Source organism: Shewanella sp. LZH-2 (assembly GCF_016859145.1).
GTDB lineage: Bacteria > Pseudomonadota > Gammaproteobacteria > Enterobacterales > Shewanellaceae > Shewanella > Shewanella xiamenensis.
The window spans coordinates 1,180,170-1,195,627 of sequence record NZ_CP069350.1; the positions used below are offsets into that span (position 1 = coordinate 1,180,170).

Consider the following 15,458-nt stretch of genomic DNA (forward strand, 5'->3'; position numbering starts at 1 on the left):
ATATGCTAACTAAAAAACTCACTTTGTGTACATTGCTTGCATTGGCTGTAACGTCAATATCAACCTTTGGCGATGATACTGAATTATATGTTAAAGAGTCGACAACTCGCACGGGTGCTAGGCCTAAAGTTTTGGTAATTTTTGATAACTCGGGAAGTATGTCTACCGAAGAAATTACTCAGGTGATTGATTATGATCCCGATTATGATTATCCCCCTGTAAGTGGTTCGGGTTACAGTGGCGACCGAATCTATTACACAGTGGGAGGCGGGGCATTACCAAAGCCTGATACCAGTTCAGATAGACGATATTTTGATGCTACGATAAACGGTTGTAATCAAAGTAAAGCTGCATTGGATCAATATGGCCGTTTTACAGGCTATATTCGCGAGTTCACTTCAAGTGGGACTACGGGGGTGTGGAAAGAGTTTCCCGAGACAGATGGTCGTAATATTAAGGTTGTTGATTGCTGGGAGGATATTTCTACAGTAGATCCTCAAAACTCATCTTCTTACAATGACGGATTTCCTGCTAATGGGTTAACAATACAGAGTGGTTGGAAAAAGAAAGCATTTCCTTATTTTACCTCATCTTCCCCCAGTAGCACATGGGGTGATGCTTTAATTGCAGCAAAAAATACAGATTTTGGTGTTGGTCAGCCTGTCACTTTTTATACAGATAACTATTTAAGATGGTATTGGTTGTCTAAAGAAGGACGGTTGCCAACCGTAAAAGTTTCAAGGTTAGAGATTGCGAAGAAGGCGATTTCTAACATTATTAATTCTACCCCAACCGTGGATTTTGGGTTGGCTGTATTTAATTACAATTATCCTAATGAGGGGAATAGGGATGGTGGCCGGATAGTTTCTGGTATTACACAAATGACGGATGCTGCTCGAGATAGCTTACTATTAACTATTGATAAGTTACCAGCAAAAACTAATACACCTTTGTGTGAAACTATGTATGAAGCCTATCGTTATTTTGCTGGTAAAAGTGTTGTTTTTGGACACGCGGATACCGATTATGGCTCTTATGTAGGCAATCGCCCTCCTTATGATACTTCTGTAGAAAAAAACGGTACTTATAATAGCCCATTTAAAGTTTGTACTGATATTGCCTATGTGATTTATGTTACTGATGGCTCACCAACAGTTGATGGAAGTGCTAATAACGATGTTAAAAGTTTAACTGCGGCAGCAAGTAAAAGCGGTGATTATTCCTCATTTTCTCAGGGTTTAAGTTCGCCTAGTTATTTACCTGCATTAGCAAGTTATATGTTCAATAATGATCTAATCAATAAACTTGATAGCTCTAACACGGAGCAAATGCAAAATGTGCGCACTTATACTATTGGTTTTAGTAAAGGCGCAGAGGATGCAGCCCCCTTATTAGCGGAAACTGCTAAACGTGGTGGTGGCTTATATTTTGCGGCTCAGAATAGTTTAGAATTACAAAATGCCCTTAATGATGCGTTATCAAATATTCTTAATATAGACTCGAGTTTTACTTCTCCAAGTATTGCGAGTAATAACTTTGATAGAACACAAACCTTTGATGCTGCTTACTATGCGATGTTTTTACCAGGTAAAGGTCCTCGCTGGAGTGGTAATTTAAAGAAACTTAAAGTAACAGCTGATGGCACCTTAGTTGATAGTCAAGGAAATGCGGCTATTGCTGATAACGGAAATATTAAAGATACCGCTTGTACGATTTGGTCTGATTGCGCCAGTCAAAAAGATGGTAATAAGGTGGAGGTTGGTGGTGCTGCGGCTCAAATCAAGAGTCAAGCGAGTCGAACCATTTTGAGTAATTTAGGAGGAGCAAATAGTTTGTCTCCTCTTACGTTATCGAATGCACAAAGTGCCGCTGGTGGCGATCAAGCTTTAGCTACCTTTATGAGGACCAGCATTGATGAAGTCGCAAATACTCTAGACTGGTTAAAAGGTATTGATGTTGACGACGACAATAAAAACGGTAGTACAACAGATAAACGCAGTGATGTTATGGGAGACCCTTTACATTCGAAACCTCTTGCATTGAATTTTGGTAGTGAAACGGCCACGGATATCCGAATTATTTTGGGCACAAACCAAGGCGTTTTACATATGTTTAAAGATGCTGGTGAGTCAGTGTCAGAAACATGGGGATTTATACCCTACGAGCTTTTACCAAATTTATTTGAGCTTAGAACGAATGACCCATCAGGTGTCCACACTGTGTATGGAATGGATTCATCTCCCGTTGCTTATACTGAAACGGATTCTACCGGTAAAGTAAACAAGGCTTGGGTTTTTGTAGGTATGCGGCGTGGTGGCTCATCTTATTATGCTCTAGATGTATCTAATCCAGACAGTCCCTCTCTTATGTGGACTATTAATCCTTCTAGTGATGGTTTTGCCGATCTAGGTCAGACATGGTCGGAACCAATTGTGACTAAAATAGTTGGTTACGATAAACCGGTATTGATTTTTGGTGGAGGTTATGATGTGAGCTTTGATGCTACGCCGACGACTTCACCCCTAGGTAGTGTTGTATATATTGTTGATGCACAAAAGGGAACGCTGATCCATTCTTTTGGCGGATCGGCGAGTGGAGCAACTGTGCTTCCAGGTATCCAAGGCAGTATTCCTAATTCAGTCGCAGTGCTTGATAGCAACACTGATGGCTATACAGACCGCATATATGCATCGGATGTTACAGGTAATATTTGGCGTATGGATTTACCTACAGCAAGTTCAAGTACATGGACCGCTTTTAAGTTTGCTTCATTGGGAGGTTCAAATAGCGATAATAGACGTTTCTTCGCAGAACCTGTGGTTGCGCAAACAATGTTTACTAATTTGTCCGAAGTATCGGTGACAACTGGGACCGAAACCGTAACGACGAAAACACACCAAAATGTCCCCTATGATGCCGTTGCTGTGGGTAGTGGAATGAGGCCAAGTCCTTCAAGCACTGATGTTAATGATATGTTTTTTATGCTTCAGGATCGTAACGTCGTCACTAAGAGTTTTACGGGAAGTAATGTGCCCGCAACGATTACAGTTAATAATTTGTATGATGTGACATCAAGTGCTCCTACGTCAGAAACGGATAATATCAATTTCGGTACTAAACTTGGTTGGTATTATGATTTTTCTGGACTCGGTGAAAAAAGCTTGACTGCGGCACTGATTGTCCAAGGAAAAGTATATTTTACCTCTTATTCACCGCCAGCTGATTCTGTTGCTGATAACGTTTGTTTAGTTTCTGGTGCTGGTAAGCTCTATGCATTTGATTTACATAAAGGAACAAGATCTTTTTCTCAGTTATATTATGAACTCGGAGAAAGAGTTCCTGACACGCCGCAAATTGTGATCCCAGCTCCAGAATCTGGTAAGGATCCCTATATCTATATTATTGGTGTCGGAAAAGGCGATAAAAATGAAAATGGTGAATACAGTGGCACGATAAACGTCGCTTCTGGTTTAGGTGTAAATAAAATTTATTACCATATAAATGAGTAAATATTTGTATATGAAGATTAAAGATAACGGTTTTACATTAATTGAAGTGATGATAGTTGTTGTTATCATCGGAATTTTATCGGCAATCGCATATCCTTCTTATACTCGATACGTGGCGCAAAGTACGAGAGCTGAAGGTTTGTCGGCGTTGATGAGATTAGCCAATTTACAAGAACAGTATTACTTAGATAATCGTAAGTATGCTACTGATTTAACTAAGCTGATAGGCGCAGATCCCTATATTACTGAACATGGTAATTACTCTGTGACATCAAGTGGTACTACATCATTTACGCTAAAAGCAGTCGCAAAAGGAGTACAGGCAAGCAGAGATTCATCCTGTACACCTTTAACCATTACAGATACCGGGGCTAAAGGTCCAAGTACGGAGTGTTGGAAATGAAACGAGTCATTCTCTCCACGATTTTGGTGTTGATATCGAGTAAAGTTTGGGCTGACAGCGGAAATCCACAGGTCGAACAGGATTTTAAATGTTATATTACGTTTAAAAATAATGCTGAAATTGCTTTTTATCGTTGGAAAATGAGTGAAATGCCATTGAGAATGGCAAATCTCGTTGGGACTCTTCGTCAGTCGAGTGATGGTAAAAAGTCTTACATCAATGCAGTAGAAGAATGCGTTGAGCTTAATGCTTCTTTCAACAGCCTTAAGGCTCAAGAATTGGATAAGTTGACACCTAGATAAACACTTTTAGTGATTCATTTTAAGCTTAATAAAAACTTAGCGCCAAAACGATGGTTTTAAACTTAGCATTAAAAATGCCAAATCGTTTTATTTGATTTGGCATTTTTGAAATTGAATATAGTGATAATTTGTAAGTGGATGCTCAGTCAGTTATAAGCAATTTTGGTTATCACTTCCCTCTTTAATTAATCCTGATGTACTAATTTTTATGCTTTTAGAGCCGTCACTTTCTCCACTTGGACAATATATAATCGATGTTTCAGTAGAGACTAAACCATCTGAAGTGAAGTTTACTGTTTTATCTGTAGGGCCGCTAAGGGAGATCGTGTCTTTCGAGTTAAATCCATCAATTACCTTTAAGACTTTTTTAGCGCCACTGTTCTCAATATAGACACTAAACCCTTTACTCCAGTCATTGCCACAGGGTGTTGCTGCATAGGGGCATACTGTGACTGTAGCACCGTAATTCACCGCTTGATTTCGCGCAAAGGCAAAAAGGTCATTAATTTTTTGTATTTCATTTGCGCTACGAGTCGCTTCATACATTGAAGTAAAAGAGGGGACGCCAATAGAAAGAAGTAAAGCCGCAATTGCGATGGTGACCATTAGTTCAACTAAAGTAAAACCTTTTGAGAGAGTAAACATTGAATAATCCTCGCGTTAACTCGGTTAAGTATATGCGAGAGAGCCTACAAGATCAGTAACTATCTAAGATATTCAATATAACCAATAAGTTGTTTTACAGTGTCGTTTATAATTAGCACAGCCAATACACTAGGTTTAAATGGTTTTAGTTATGTACGAGTAATTTATATTCAGCATAGAGAAAGCTGATACCCTGCACCTCAATACTGTGGCAGGGCATTAACAACTTAGCAGCATTCAATGGATCGTGTACTAGCATATTAACCAATATGCATTTATTTACAGTCAATATTTTTTGCCGTAGATAAGCGAACTCGTCCCGCTTGATTGACCACAATTGCTTTAGAATTTTTGTTATCTAATGTTCGTGGGCAATATTTAAAGGTGCCGTTACTGCCTGATGCAAGCCCATCTGGCTGAAATCTTACAGAGTTACGGTTGTACTTTATAAAATCTTTGCTATCGAATTCATCAATAATCATTATCACTTTATCATTTAAATCAAGTGTTTCAGCTGCACCTGAGTCAGTAAAAACTGAGATACCTTGCTGCCAGTTATCAGTGCACTGTCCATTAACGAGAGGACAAGCAGTTACCCTATATCCGTAGTTTATTGCGGTGTTACGTGCAAATGCGAATGTTTGTTGAACAGTTTTTATATTCGAATCTGCTCTAAAATGGTCAGTTATGTCAGTATACGCTGGAGCCCCAATCGTAAGGAGAAGTGTTGATATGGATAAAGTGGTGAATAGTTCTATCAGGCTAAAACCATTTTGATGGGTATTCATAACAGTTCCTTTGTCATAAGTATCCCGCGTCCAGCAGGCGGTTTTAAACATCAACAGCTAACTACAAGTATAAATGTCAGGCTAGGATCTGCGATGTAATTTTTAGATTTTTATGTGCTAAGAACCGTTTTATAGAAACTGTGTTTTATGAGTAAAGCGATGCCGATGCTTCAATAATACCTTAACCCCGTGTAAGCTAGTGTTATTCTGTTTGATTATCTGTAAGCAAGTGCTGAGGAATGTTTGATGAAGAAAGTTGAAGCCATTATTAAGCCTTTTAAATTAGATGATGTGCGCGAGTCACTTGCTGAGATTGGGATCACGGGAATGACTGTGCTCGAAGTCAAAGGTTTCGGTCGTCAGAAAGGACATACGGAGCTTTATCGTGGTGCTGAGTATATGGTTGATTTTTTGCCAAAAGTAAAAATTGAGCTTGTGATCCAAGATGATCTCGTTGATCAAGCTATAGATGTGATTGTTGAAACTGCACGTACTGGTAAGATTGGTGATGGCAAAATATTTGTGACAGATGTTGAGCGGGTTATCCGGATTCGAACTGGGGAAGAAAACGAAGAAGCGGTTTAAATCTATTCTTTTAAAATTAGGGCCTGAGGGCCCTTTTTTGTCGCCTAAATTTTATCACGTAGCACATTAAGTCGTTCGATTTCTGAAATATCTTTAATGTAAAATGGTCTGCTTAGTTAGACTAAAGTAGTTATCTCTTATCTGTTCCATGGTATAACTTAGCCACTTAAATGAGCTTGTGAGGTTGTTATTTTGGCTACGAAACGAATCGTGATTGTGGGCGGTGGAGCTGCAGGTTTAGCGCTGGCCTCAAAATTAGGCCGTAAGTTGGGCGGTGGTGATGTCGTCGATGTCTGCTTAATTGATAAAAGCCCTATTCATATCTGGAAGCCAAAATTACACGAAGTTGCTGTGGGGGTTATCGATCAGTCGATTGAGGGATTACTTTACAGAGATCATGGCCTTAAAAATGGATATCGTTATATTCGTGGTGAAATTGAGCAGTGTGAACCAGATGCAAAGACTATTCAGCTTGCTGCTGTATATAGTGATTCAGGAGAATTATTGCTTGAACCTCGTCAGATTGAATATGATTATTTAGTTCTGGCCTTAGGTGGAGTATCCAATAGCTTTAATACCCTAGGAGCGGAGCAACATTGTATTTTTCTCGATAGTTTAGATAACGCTAACTTATTTCATCAAAAGCTCTTGGATGCCTTGTTACAACTCAATGAAACACAAGAGAAAGTCAGTATAGGCATTGTTGGCGCAGGCGCAACAGGCGTTGAGTTAGCCGCTGAACTTCATCATGTGATTGAATCAGTTAAAGAATATGGTTACCTTAATATCTCAAAACATCATCTTGATGTGCATCTTATTGAAGCCTCTCCCAAAATTCTTCCCCAACTACCAGAGCGTGTAAGTGCTAGAGCCCAAGCCGTACTTGATAAAATCGGTATTCGTTTACACATCGGGGTGCAGGTAAAGGAAGTGACGCGTGACGGCTTCATCACTCAAGATGGTGATGTGATTGAGGCAGGCCTAAAGGTTTGGGCGGCTGGCGTTAAAGGTCCAAAAGCCTTCCGAAATTTTTCTAAACTGCCTATTACGCCGCGAAACCAAGTCGAAGTTGATGCTTGTATGCGGGTGAAAGGCCATCAAGATATTTATGCCATTGGGGATTGCGCCCTATTAATTCTCGAGTCTGGTCAACCTGTTCCGCCACGCGCTCAAGCCGCCGCTCAGATGGCAGATACGCTATATGAGAATATTGTGAACCGGCTACAAAATAAGGCTGAAAAGGCTTTTGTCTATAAAGATTATGGTTCCTTAGTTTCATTAAGCCGCTTTTCAGCCGTGGGTAATTTAATGGGGAATCTGCGCTCTGGTACTTTCTTCGTTGAAGGCCATATCGCAAGGCTGATGTACATCTCTTTATATCAAAGGCATTTAGCGAGCCTATATGGCTGGTTCTCTGCGATTATTTATCGCATCGCACAAAAGCTACTCAAGTGGCAAAGACCAAAGCTGAAATTACACTAATGGTATAAACACGAGTGAGCTATGCTCTCTCGTGTTTTTAGTATGGCATTTTTCGATATTGGATTTGATATTACTGCTACTAGAAAATCCGTTTACGTACTACAACGACAATGCGCCACTTTTGCATCACACACTGCGAATATAAGTCTAAAACGTCAATCTATCCTAGTGTTTAGGTGAGGCAGAAGAATCGCGGATAACCGGCTCTGGGGTAAATGTTTTTGCAAATTTAGCATCTAGCTCACGACGTTTATCGATTAACAGTTCTGTCGCAACTTGGGCAATTTCAGAATTGGGTTGATGCACTGTAGTAAGCTTCGGCCAAGTTTGGCGTGAAAATGGGCTATCTTCGAAGCCTACAATTGATAGATCGCTAGGAATATCAAGCCCTGCTAAACGTGCGGCAAAAAGTGCTCCAGCTGCAATTTCGTCGTTACAAGCAACAATCGCAGTAGGACGGTTTTTAAGTTTAATCAGGATATTTGCACCTTCGACCCCCGATTCAAATGAGTATTTCCCTTCAATTATGTAATCCTCATTCAGAATTAGATGGTTTTTTGTTAATGCTTGTTTATAGCCAAGTAATCGTTCTTTCGTGGATTCGTGGTGCAAATCACCACTTATAAAAGCGATATTTTTATGGCCCAAATCAATCAAATGCTGGGTTATTTCAACCGCCCCCGACTTGTCATTCACTAAAATGGTGAGCCCATCTGGCTCTTTAACTCCTTCCCCTGCAATAATTCGGACATAATTTGCATCGATCTCGTTGAGAGATTTCAGTACTTTTGGATCTTCTGAAAGTGGCGGTGTTAACACTAAACCTGCGAGCCTCGAATGTTTAACAAGCTGAGTCAGCTCATCACAAATTGTGTCAGATTTAGCATTACAAGGGTGGATAACAAGCTCGTAGCCTTTATCTTTACATGCCGATAAAATCCCATTTTGCATATCAATAATGTAATACGCGTTAGGATTATCATAAATAAAACCAATAGCATAGGATTTTGTCCCTGCCAGATTTCTTGCGGCAAGATTGGGCTGATAATTTAATGCTTTAATGGCCTCGTTCACTTTATCAATCGTGGCTTGTTTCACCGATGGCTCATTATTGGTTACGCGGGAAACTGTCTTGATTGACACTCCAGCATATTTAGCGACGTCGTTGATAGTGACTTTCATTGATCTAAAAACTCTTTATTCGAATTTGCGAAGGGCTAGCAGATTGATGAACCTCAATCCTTTAAGCGTAATTTACAAGCCGACAGCGTTGTCAGTTAACTTTTTATTATGTTGCTTATAGTGCGAGCATTTATGCCGTATAGCAATGCTCATTTGTTACAAACTGCGGCATTTTTCAACTGTTAACACTCCGTTATAAGTTGTAATTTTACATCAAATTATTTAAGTGATTATTTTTGCTTAAATATATTCAGATTCTATCCTGCCAAAGTCAGTGTTATGACTTTTTTTTTCGTCCAGAGTTATTTTGTTGTGGCAAGGCTGTTAATTATTGTGTAATGTTTGCTCTAGACATGACAGCGTTGTCATTCCATCGGAATGGTTATGAATACTAAAACGATAATAAAGTTATGGAAGGGAAACGAGATGCGACCATCATCCTTTAAGAAAAGTGTACTAGCTACAAACATTGCTATCCTCCTCGGCAGCGCGGTTTCAATCAGTGCTGTCGCTGCAGAAGCAGCTGCAACTGCAGCCGCTCCTGAAAATATTGAAAAAATTGAAGTGCGTGGTATGCGTGCTTCATTAAAAGCCTCTGTTAATGAAAAGCGTTTTTCAAATTCTGTTGTTGATGCTGTGACCGCTGAGGATATTGGTAAATTTCCTGACGGTGACGTGGGTGAGTCTTTAGGTCGTATCCCAGGGGTTGCGGTAAACCGCCAGTTCGGTCAAGGTCAGCAAGTCTCTATTCGTGGCGCTTCTAGCCAACTTACAAGCACTTTACTTAATGGTCATTCTGTAGCCTCTACAGGTTGGTATGATCAGCAAGCTATCGATCGCAGTTTCAATTACAGCTTATTACCGCCAGAAATGGTTGGTGGTATTGAGGTTTATAAGTCATCTCAAGCTGATATCGCGGAAGGTGGTATTGGTGGCACTGTTATTGTAAAAACTCGCAAGCCACTGGATTTAGATGCCAATACTGTTTTTCTTAGCGCCAAAGGCGATTATGGAACGGTATCGGAGCAAACTGATCCTGAGCTTTCCGGCTTATATAGTTGGAAGAATGAAGCGGAAAATTTTGGTTTACTGTTGTCTGCAGCCAATTCGATGACAAATTATCAACGTAATGGCGTTGAGTCTCTATTAGGTTGGGGGGAAATTGTTCCAACGACGTTTGAACAGGAGCGTGAACGTACAGCGATTAATGCAGCGCTACAATATCGGGCAACAGAAAGTTTAGAGTTTGGCTTAAACTTGATGAGTCTGGATATGTCAGCCAACAACGCGAACACCTCTTTATTTACCATGTTCCCAGATAATAAAGAAACTGCATGTGAACAGAAAAATGCATCTGGCACCTGTATTTTTTATCGTCGCGATGGCAAAGATGAAAACCCGGGTTGGGCACAAACCTGGGCTCGTGTTGCCAGCATGGACTCAAAAACAGTTGATTTCGATTTTAAATACGATGCCGAGTCTTATAAACTCGAAGGCCGTGTCGGTAATACGAAATCAGAGGGCGGTACTGAACTTACGTCTAACTATGGCTTTTGGTTAGGCGATGCTGCAGATTATGCTGGTACCTATGATGCTACTGGTGATGTCATTAAAATTGATATTGCGAATAAGCATTTTGGACCAGAAGATTTTAAAGGCAAACTGTCTCCAGCGGGTTGGTCTTTGAAAAAACAACCAAACTCAGATGAAGAGACTTATGCACAGTTTGATATCACTGTGCCCGTTGAGTTAGGGGTAATCAGTTCTGTTAAAACGGGTCTTCGCTGGGCTGACCATGATGTTATCCAAGAAACCTTACCTGCAATTTTAAAGGCTGGGTTAGCTGAGAAAGATGCAAGTGCTTATTATTCTGGAACCGTATCTTCTGGAGCAGGCTTTACACTACCTAAGCCTAACTTAGATGCGATGATTAATGATGCTTATGCTGCAATCAATGGTTTCTCGACAGATGGTACAGTTTACAAATCTGGATACGGTACTATTAACGAAGAGAATTTAGCTATGTACGTCATGGCTAACTTTGATGCTGAAGGCGTACGCGGTAACTTTGGTTTACGTTATATTTCGACTGATGCATCGTCAGATTATTATAAATTGAAAGCTGATGGTTCTTATGCTGATGAATTAAGTACTTTATCGGCTGATTATGATGATGTACTACCGAGTATAAACATTGCCTTTGATCTCGCTTCAGATGTGATTCTGCGTGCTTCTGCTGCTCAGGTTATTTCTCGTCCTAATTATGCTGATATGTTTGCATCTTCAGCATTAGCTGGTTACGCAGATGGTACTGCTAATAATGAAGTGGTTAATACTGGCAACATCGCTCTGAATCCTTTCAAAGCCACACAAGCTGATTTAGGTATCGAATGGTATTTCAGTGCTGATGGTTTGTTAGCTGCAACCTATTTCTTAAAGGACATTAGTTCATTTGTTACATCAGACCAAATCTTGAATCAAAAAATTGAAATTGTTGACCCTGATTCTAAGGTGGATAATTGGACTAAATCGACCAAAACAAACGGAAGTGGTGGTGTAATTCGTGGTATTGAGTTGCAATTACAAGATGCTTTTGAAAATGGTTTTGGTTATTCAGCTAACTATACTTTTGCTGATTCAGATGCACCTGCTGTGAACTACCCTGATGAAGTTAGTGTATTCTCTGATTCATCAAAGCATACCGTTAACTTAGTCGGTTACTATGAGATGGATGATTTCAGTGCACGCTTAGCCTATAACTGGCGTTCTGAATACATGATCCGTGAGCTTCCTGGTTTTTATGGTAACCGTGAACATCAAGCCTATGGCACGCTGGATTTGAGTGCTAGCTACAATATCACTGATTACTTAGGTGTAACCTTTGAAGTGGTTAACTTACTGGAAGAAGACAGTGTACAACTTGGTGTGGCACCTGGTTCTGCAGAAGTAAAACCAGAACTGAAAGATGGTTACCCTGCATGGAGTTTTGACGGTGAAGCGCGTTATAAACTAGGAATGACATTACGTTTCTAATTTTATAAGCTGCTTAAAAAGCCTAGCATTCGCTAGGCTTTTTATTATCAATATATTTAATAATAAACTTAGGTTTCTCCAATTTAGAGGCTCGTGATGACAATCAGAAAAATAGCTATTATAGGTGGCGGTACTTCAGGTTGGTTAGCGGCGAACCACTTAGGCCGAGCATTGAAGGGGCGTTCTGGGTTATCTATTTCCGTGATTGAATCTCCTGATATTCCTATTATTGGTGTCGGGGAAGGTACAGTGCCTTCGATTAGAAAATCATTACAGAGTTTTGGTATTAGTGAGTCAGAATTTATTCGAACATGCGATGTCACGTTTAAACAGTCTATTAAATTTGTGAACTGGTTAGATAAATCGCGTCACGGTAAGCATAATTTTTATCATCATCTATTCGATATCATTAATTTACACCAAGGTGACGCTGTATCGACGTGGTTGGCCGAACAAAGCGGATATTTTGCCGATTTTGTTTCCCCACAGCATTTAGCTTGCGAAGCGGCTAAAGCACCAAAGCTCATTACTACGCCAGAATATGCTGGTGTTTTAGGCTATGCCTATCACCTCAATGCAGCAAAGTTTGCCAAATTACTCGCTAAAAATGCCATTGAGAAATTTAATGTAGAGCATATTTTAACGACGGTACACGACGTGTGCTTAGGTGTAGATGGCGCTATCGAGTCATTGCAGACTGAGCAGGGGAATCTATCTTTTGATTTCTATATTGATTGCAGTGGCTTTGAATCTATTTTGTTAGCTAAGGCATTAAAAGTGCCATTTATCAGTAAAGCGCAGCAACTTTTTATTGATACGGCATTAGTTGCGCAAATTCCGACTCAGCCTGCTGATGTTATTCCTCCTTATACTAAAGCAACAGCACATCAAGCCGGGTGGATTTGGGATATTGCGCTTACCCAGCGCCGCGGTACAGGATTTGTATATTCATCAGCGCATATGAATCAAACTGAAGCTGAACAAAAGTTTGACCGTTATCTTGGTGGTAAACTTGCCGATATTCCCCATCGCAAAATCCCTATGACGGTAGGCTATCGTCAACAATTTTGGGTCAAAAACTGCGTTGCATTAGGGCTGGCACAGGGCTTTTTAGAACCCATAGAAGCGACTTCAATTTTATTAACGGACTTTTCTGCTCGATTTCTTGCTGAACGTTTCCCTGCTAATAAAGATGAGGTGGATTACTTATCAATGCGTTTTAATCGCACTGTTAACCACGCATGGGAAAGGGTCGTCGAATTTGCCAAATTGCATTATTGTTTGTCAGATAGAAATGACTCGGCATTTTGGCTTGATAATCAGCGTGAAGAGACAATTCCTGAGCCGTTAAAAGAGCGGCTTAACATGTGGAAGTCATTTAGCCCTATTGCAGAGGATTTCCCCTCAAAGTTTGAGGTGTTTAACTTAGATAATTACTTATATGTTCTTTATGGGATGAAATATCCGACTCAACCGCATGATAGAGGTTTAGTCGCAAAAGCTAATTTGAATGCTTATATGAGTAACATGTCTAATGTGAAGCGCCAAATGTTTGAGGGGTTACCAGAACATAGAGAATTGATTGATAAGATTTGTACTTATGGCTTGCAAGCTATCTAAGCGCTTTAATTTAATGTGTAAAAAGGAAAAATAAAATGAAAACACAATTTGTACCTTTAAATGACGCAAGTCATAAAAATTTAGCGATTGGGGATAAGGTTGATTACAGCCTTTTTGAAACCATGCATATGCTCCCTCTTCAGGTTCAAGAGTTTATGTCTGCTGCGACCAGTTTCCCTATCGTGTTTACAAAAAACGCTCAAACTGGTGAGTTCCTCTCCATTGCGATTACTGCACTTAAGCCTAATACTAATAAGTTACTCAAAAACGGTCAGTGGCAATGTCGCTATTTACCTATTCAAGTTCAATTGTATCCTTTTGGAATGAGTTATATAGATAACGACAAAGTTATCTTGGGTGTCGATGTCAATAATTCATCAGTGGCAGAACATGAAGCGCATCGTTTATTTGATGATTCAGGCAATCAAACGGTTTATTTATCAAAAAAACTTGAATTGGCGAGTTTACAGGCTAGTTATCATGAGATGACAAAGTACTTTATCAAAGTGTTACTCAATCATGGACTGTTGCAACCACGTACATTAACAGTGACTACACTTGATGGCACTAAAACCAATATTGATGGAATATATACCATTGACGAAGGAAAACTGCAGCAGTTAGATGATACGACATTACTTGATTTTGCTAAACGAGGTTTCTATTCGGCTATTTACGCGCATCTTTGCTCATTAAATTTAATTGATTTAGTGATGGAAAAATAAACTCAATTTTATATAGTTCGTTTTAATAATATTAAAGCGAACTATTGTAATTGAGGCTATTTAGTTTGCTAGCATCACACTCCCAGTCAAAATAATCCAGCTTGCAAAAAACAGTTTTAAGGTTTTGACTGGAAGATATAGCGCCAGCTTGCGGGCTAACAATCCTCCGATAATTGCACCGGGTCCTGCAAATAGCACTAATTCATATAAAGCGTGACTGTGGTCGGAGAACACGTGTATTGGGCTTGCCGACCAAACGGTTATGGCTGATACCACAACGCCAACCGCGACCGCCATCTTGGCGCAGATACCTCGTAACATCAGATAGATTACAATCAGTTCACCTACACCAACAGACAACCAAGCGGTGATGATCCCGCCAAAGTAACCAATAACCGCTAAACAAAAATAGTCTATGGATTTAAGACTATTACTTTGCAGATAGCGGTGTTGACTGCTGAAAATGATTGCTATCCCAAGCGCGATAGAGAAAAGGCTAAAACTGGTGTGGAGCGAAGAGGGCGAAGTCAGTTGCCATAACTCACTGCTCCAAAGGCCGAGTACTGAAAAGCATGCACAAAGCAAGATACATGGAATAAAACCACACCAGGTTTTATCCGTATGGTGATGTTGTTGATAGTATCTTGACCATGAAATTGCGCCAGCAGTCATGCCAAAACACTGGATCATAAAAGACGTTGAAACGCTTTGAGTTTCTGTAAAATCTAAACTAGAGAACACTGGGATGAAAATAACGCCTCCGCCTGCTCCAGTTGAATTAGCAAAGATAGCTCCAGTTATCCCTAAAAATATAAACTTGCCATATTCTTTAATTAACTCAAATGGTTGTGCGAATTGAACAAACCAAACTATCCATGTGCTTAACAGAGTGAGCAGTACCGTTAACGACCGATAATATTGGCCGCTGAAGGTGTTTTTACGCTTAAAGGTAGGGATATATGTGAGCATCTTTTTAAGATAACTGAGTGTGGCGTTTGAGTTGTTGCGCCTATGTTATCAGTCAAAGACAGCGTTGTCACATAGGTTGATAAATATAGATTTTAATTTAACTAAATGAAATTTAAGGAATAAATTCATCTTACTTAAAAATATAAAGCTATTTGTCAAAAAAATGTAGAAATCCTGTTCTTTCTTGTGTAATTTAATGAATGACAACGCTGTCA

12 protein-coding genes are annotated in these 15,458 nt (G+C 39.8%); 8 read left to right on the forward strand and 4 right to left on the reverse strand.

Annotated features, from left to right (window positions below; all coding sequences use genetic code 11):
- The first annotated feature begins 2 nt into the window (after positions 1-2).
- The 3 genes from JM642_RS05345 to JM642_RS05355 are packed head-to-tail and all read left to right on the forward strand — an operon-like array spanning position 3 to position 4,214.
- A complete protein-coding gene (locus JM642_RS05345) occupies positions 3-3,509 on the forward strand; it encodes a PilC/PilY family type IV pilus protein (RefSeq protein WP_203433064.1) in 3,507 nt (1,168 codons plus the stop codon).
- A 10-nt stretch (positions 3,510-3,519) separates the two neighbouring features.
- Positions 3,520-3,912 (forward strand): type IV pilin protein, encoded by a 393-nt coding sequence (locus tag JM642_RS05350; RefSeq protein WP_047540417.1) that lies wholly within the window; start codon positions 3,520-3,522, stop codon positions 3,910-3,912.
- Positions 3,909-4,214, forward strand: coding sequence for a TapY2 family type IVa secretion system protein (locus JM642_RS05355; RefSeq protein ID WP_047536832.1), 306 nt, complete (start codon positions 3,909-3,911; stop codon positions 4,212-4,214). Before JM642_RS05350 ends, JM642_RS05355 begins: the two co-directional genes overlap by 4 nt.
- A 150-nt stretch (positions 4,215-4,364) precedes the next feature.
- Here JM642_RS05355 and JM642_RS05360 read toward each other — a convergent pair whose 3' ends face one another.
- Positions 4,365-4,859, reverse strand: coding sequence for a GspH/FimT family pseudopilin (locus tag JM642_RS05360; RefSeq protein ID WP_047536829.1), 495 nt, complete (start codon positions 4,857-4,859; stop codon positions 4,365-4,367).
- Positions 4,860-5,134: 275 nt separating this feature from the next.
- Complete coding sequence (locus tag JM642_RS05365) at positions 5,135-5,647, reverse strand: GspH/FimT family pseudopilin (protein WP_047536825.1); 513 nt, start codon at positions 5,645-5,647, stop codon at positions 5,135-5,137.
- Positions 5,648-5,893: 246 nt separating this feature from the next.
- Between JM642_RS05365 and glnB the strand changes: the two genes are divergently transcribed.
- On the forward strand, positions 5,894-6,232 hold the full coding sequence (gene glnB / locus JM642_RS05370) for a nitrogen regulatory protein P-II (protein ID WP_011073353.1): 339 nt from the start codon (positions 5,894-5,896) through the stop codon (positions 6,230-6,232).
- Between the two features lie 192 nt (positions 6,233-6,424).
- The gene (locus tag JM642_RS05375) at positions 6,425-7,714 is read left to right on the forward strand and encodes an NAD(P)/FAD-dependent oxidoreductase (RefSeq protein ID WP_037421015.1); all 1,290 of its coding nucleotides are present in this window, start codon (positions 6,425-6,427) and stop codon (positions 7,712-7,714) included.
- Between the two features lie 165 nt (positions 7,715-7,879).
- Here JM642_RS05375 and JM642_RS05380 read toward each other — a convergent pair whose 3' ends face one another.
- Entirely contained in the window at positions 7,880-8,896 is a 1,017-nt protein-coding gene (locus JM642_RS05380) for a LacI family DNA-binding transcriptional regulator (RefSeq protein WP_172590193.1), read from the reverse strand.
- A gap of 426 nt (positions 8,897-9,322) precedes the next feature.
- Between JM642_RS05380 and JM642_RS05385 the strand changes: the two genes are divergently transcribed.
- The 3 genes from JM642_RS05385 to JM642_RS05395 all read left to right on the forward strand — a co-directional run bounded on the left by JM642_RS05385 (position 9,323) and on the right by JM642_RS05395 (position 14,274).
- Positions 9,323-11,929, forward strand: coding sequence for a TonB-dependent receptor (locus tag JM642_RS05385; RefSeq protein ID WP_203433741.1), 2,607 nt, complete (start codon positions 9,323-9,325; stop codon positions 11,927-11,929).
- Positions 11,930-12,025: 96 nt separating this feature from the next.
- Positions 12,026-13,549: a tryptophan halogenase family protein gene (locus JM642_RS05390; RefSeq protein ID WP_188869785.1), complete on the forward strand. Its 1,524-nt coding sequence runs from the start codon at positions 12,026-12,028 to the stop codon at positions 13,547-13,549.
- A gap of 35 nt (positions 13,550-13,584) precedes the next feature.
- Entirely contained in the window at positions 13,585-14,274 is a 690-nt protein-coding gene (locus tag JM642_RS05395) for a SapC family protein (protein WP_037421029.1), read from the forward strand.
- A 60-nt stretch (positions 14,275-14,334) separates the two neighbouring features.
- Here JM642_RS05395 and JM642_RS05400 read toward each other — a convergent pair whose 3' ends face one another.
- Entirely contained in the window at positions 14,335-15,243 is a 909-nt protein-coding gene (locus JM642_RS05400) for a sulfite exporter TauE/SafE family protein (RefSeq protein ID WP_203433066.1), read from the reverse strand.
- Positions 15,244-15,458: the final 215 nt, after the last annotated feature.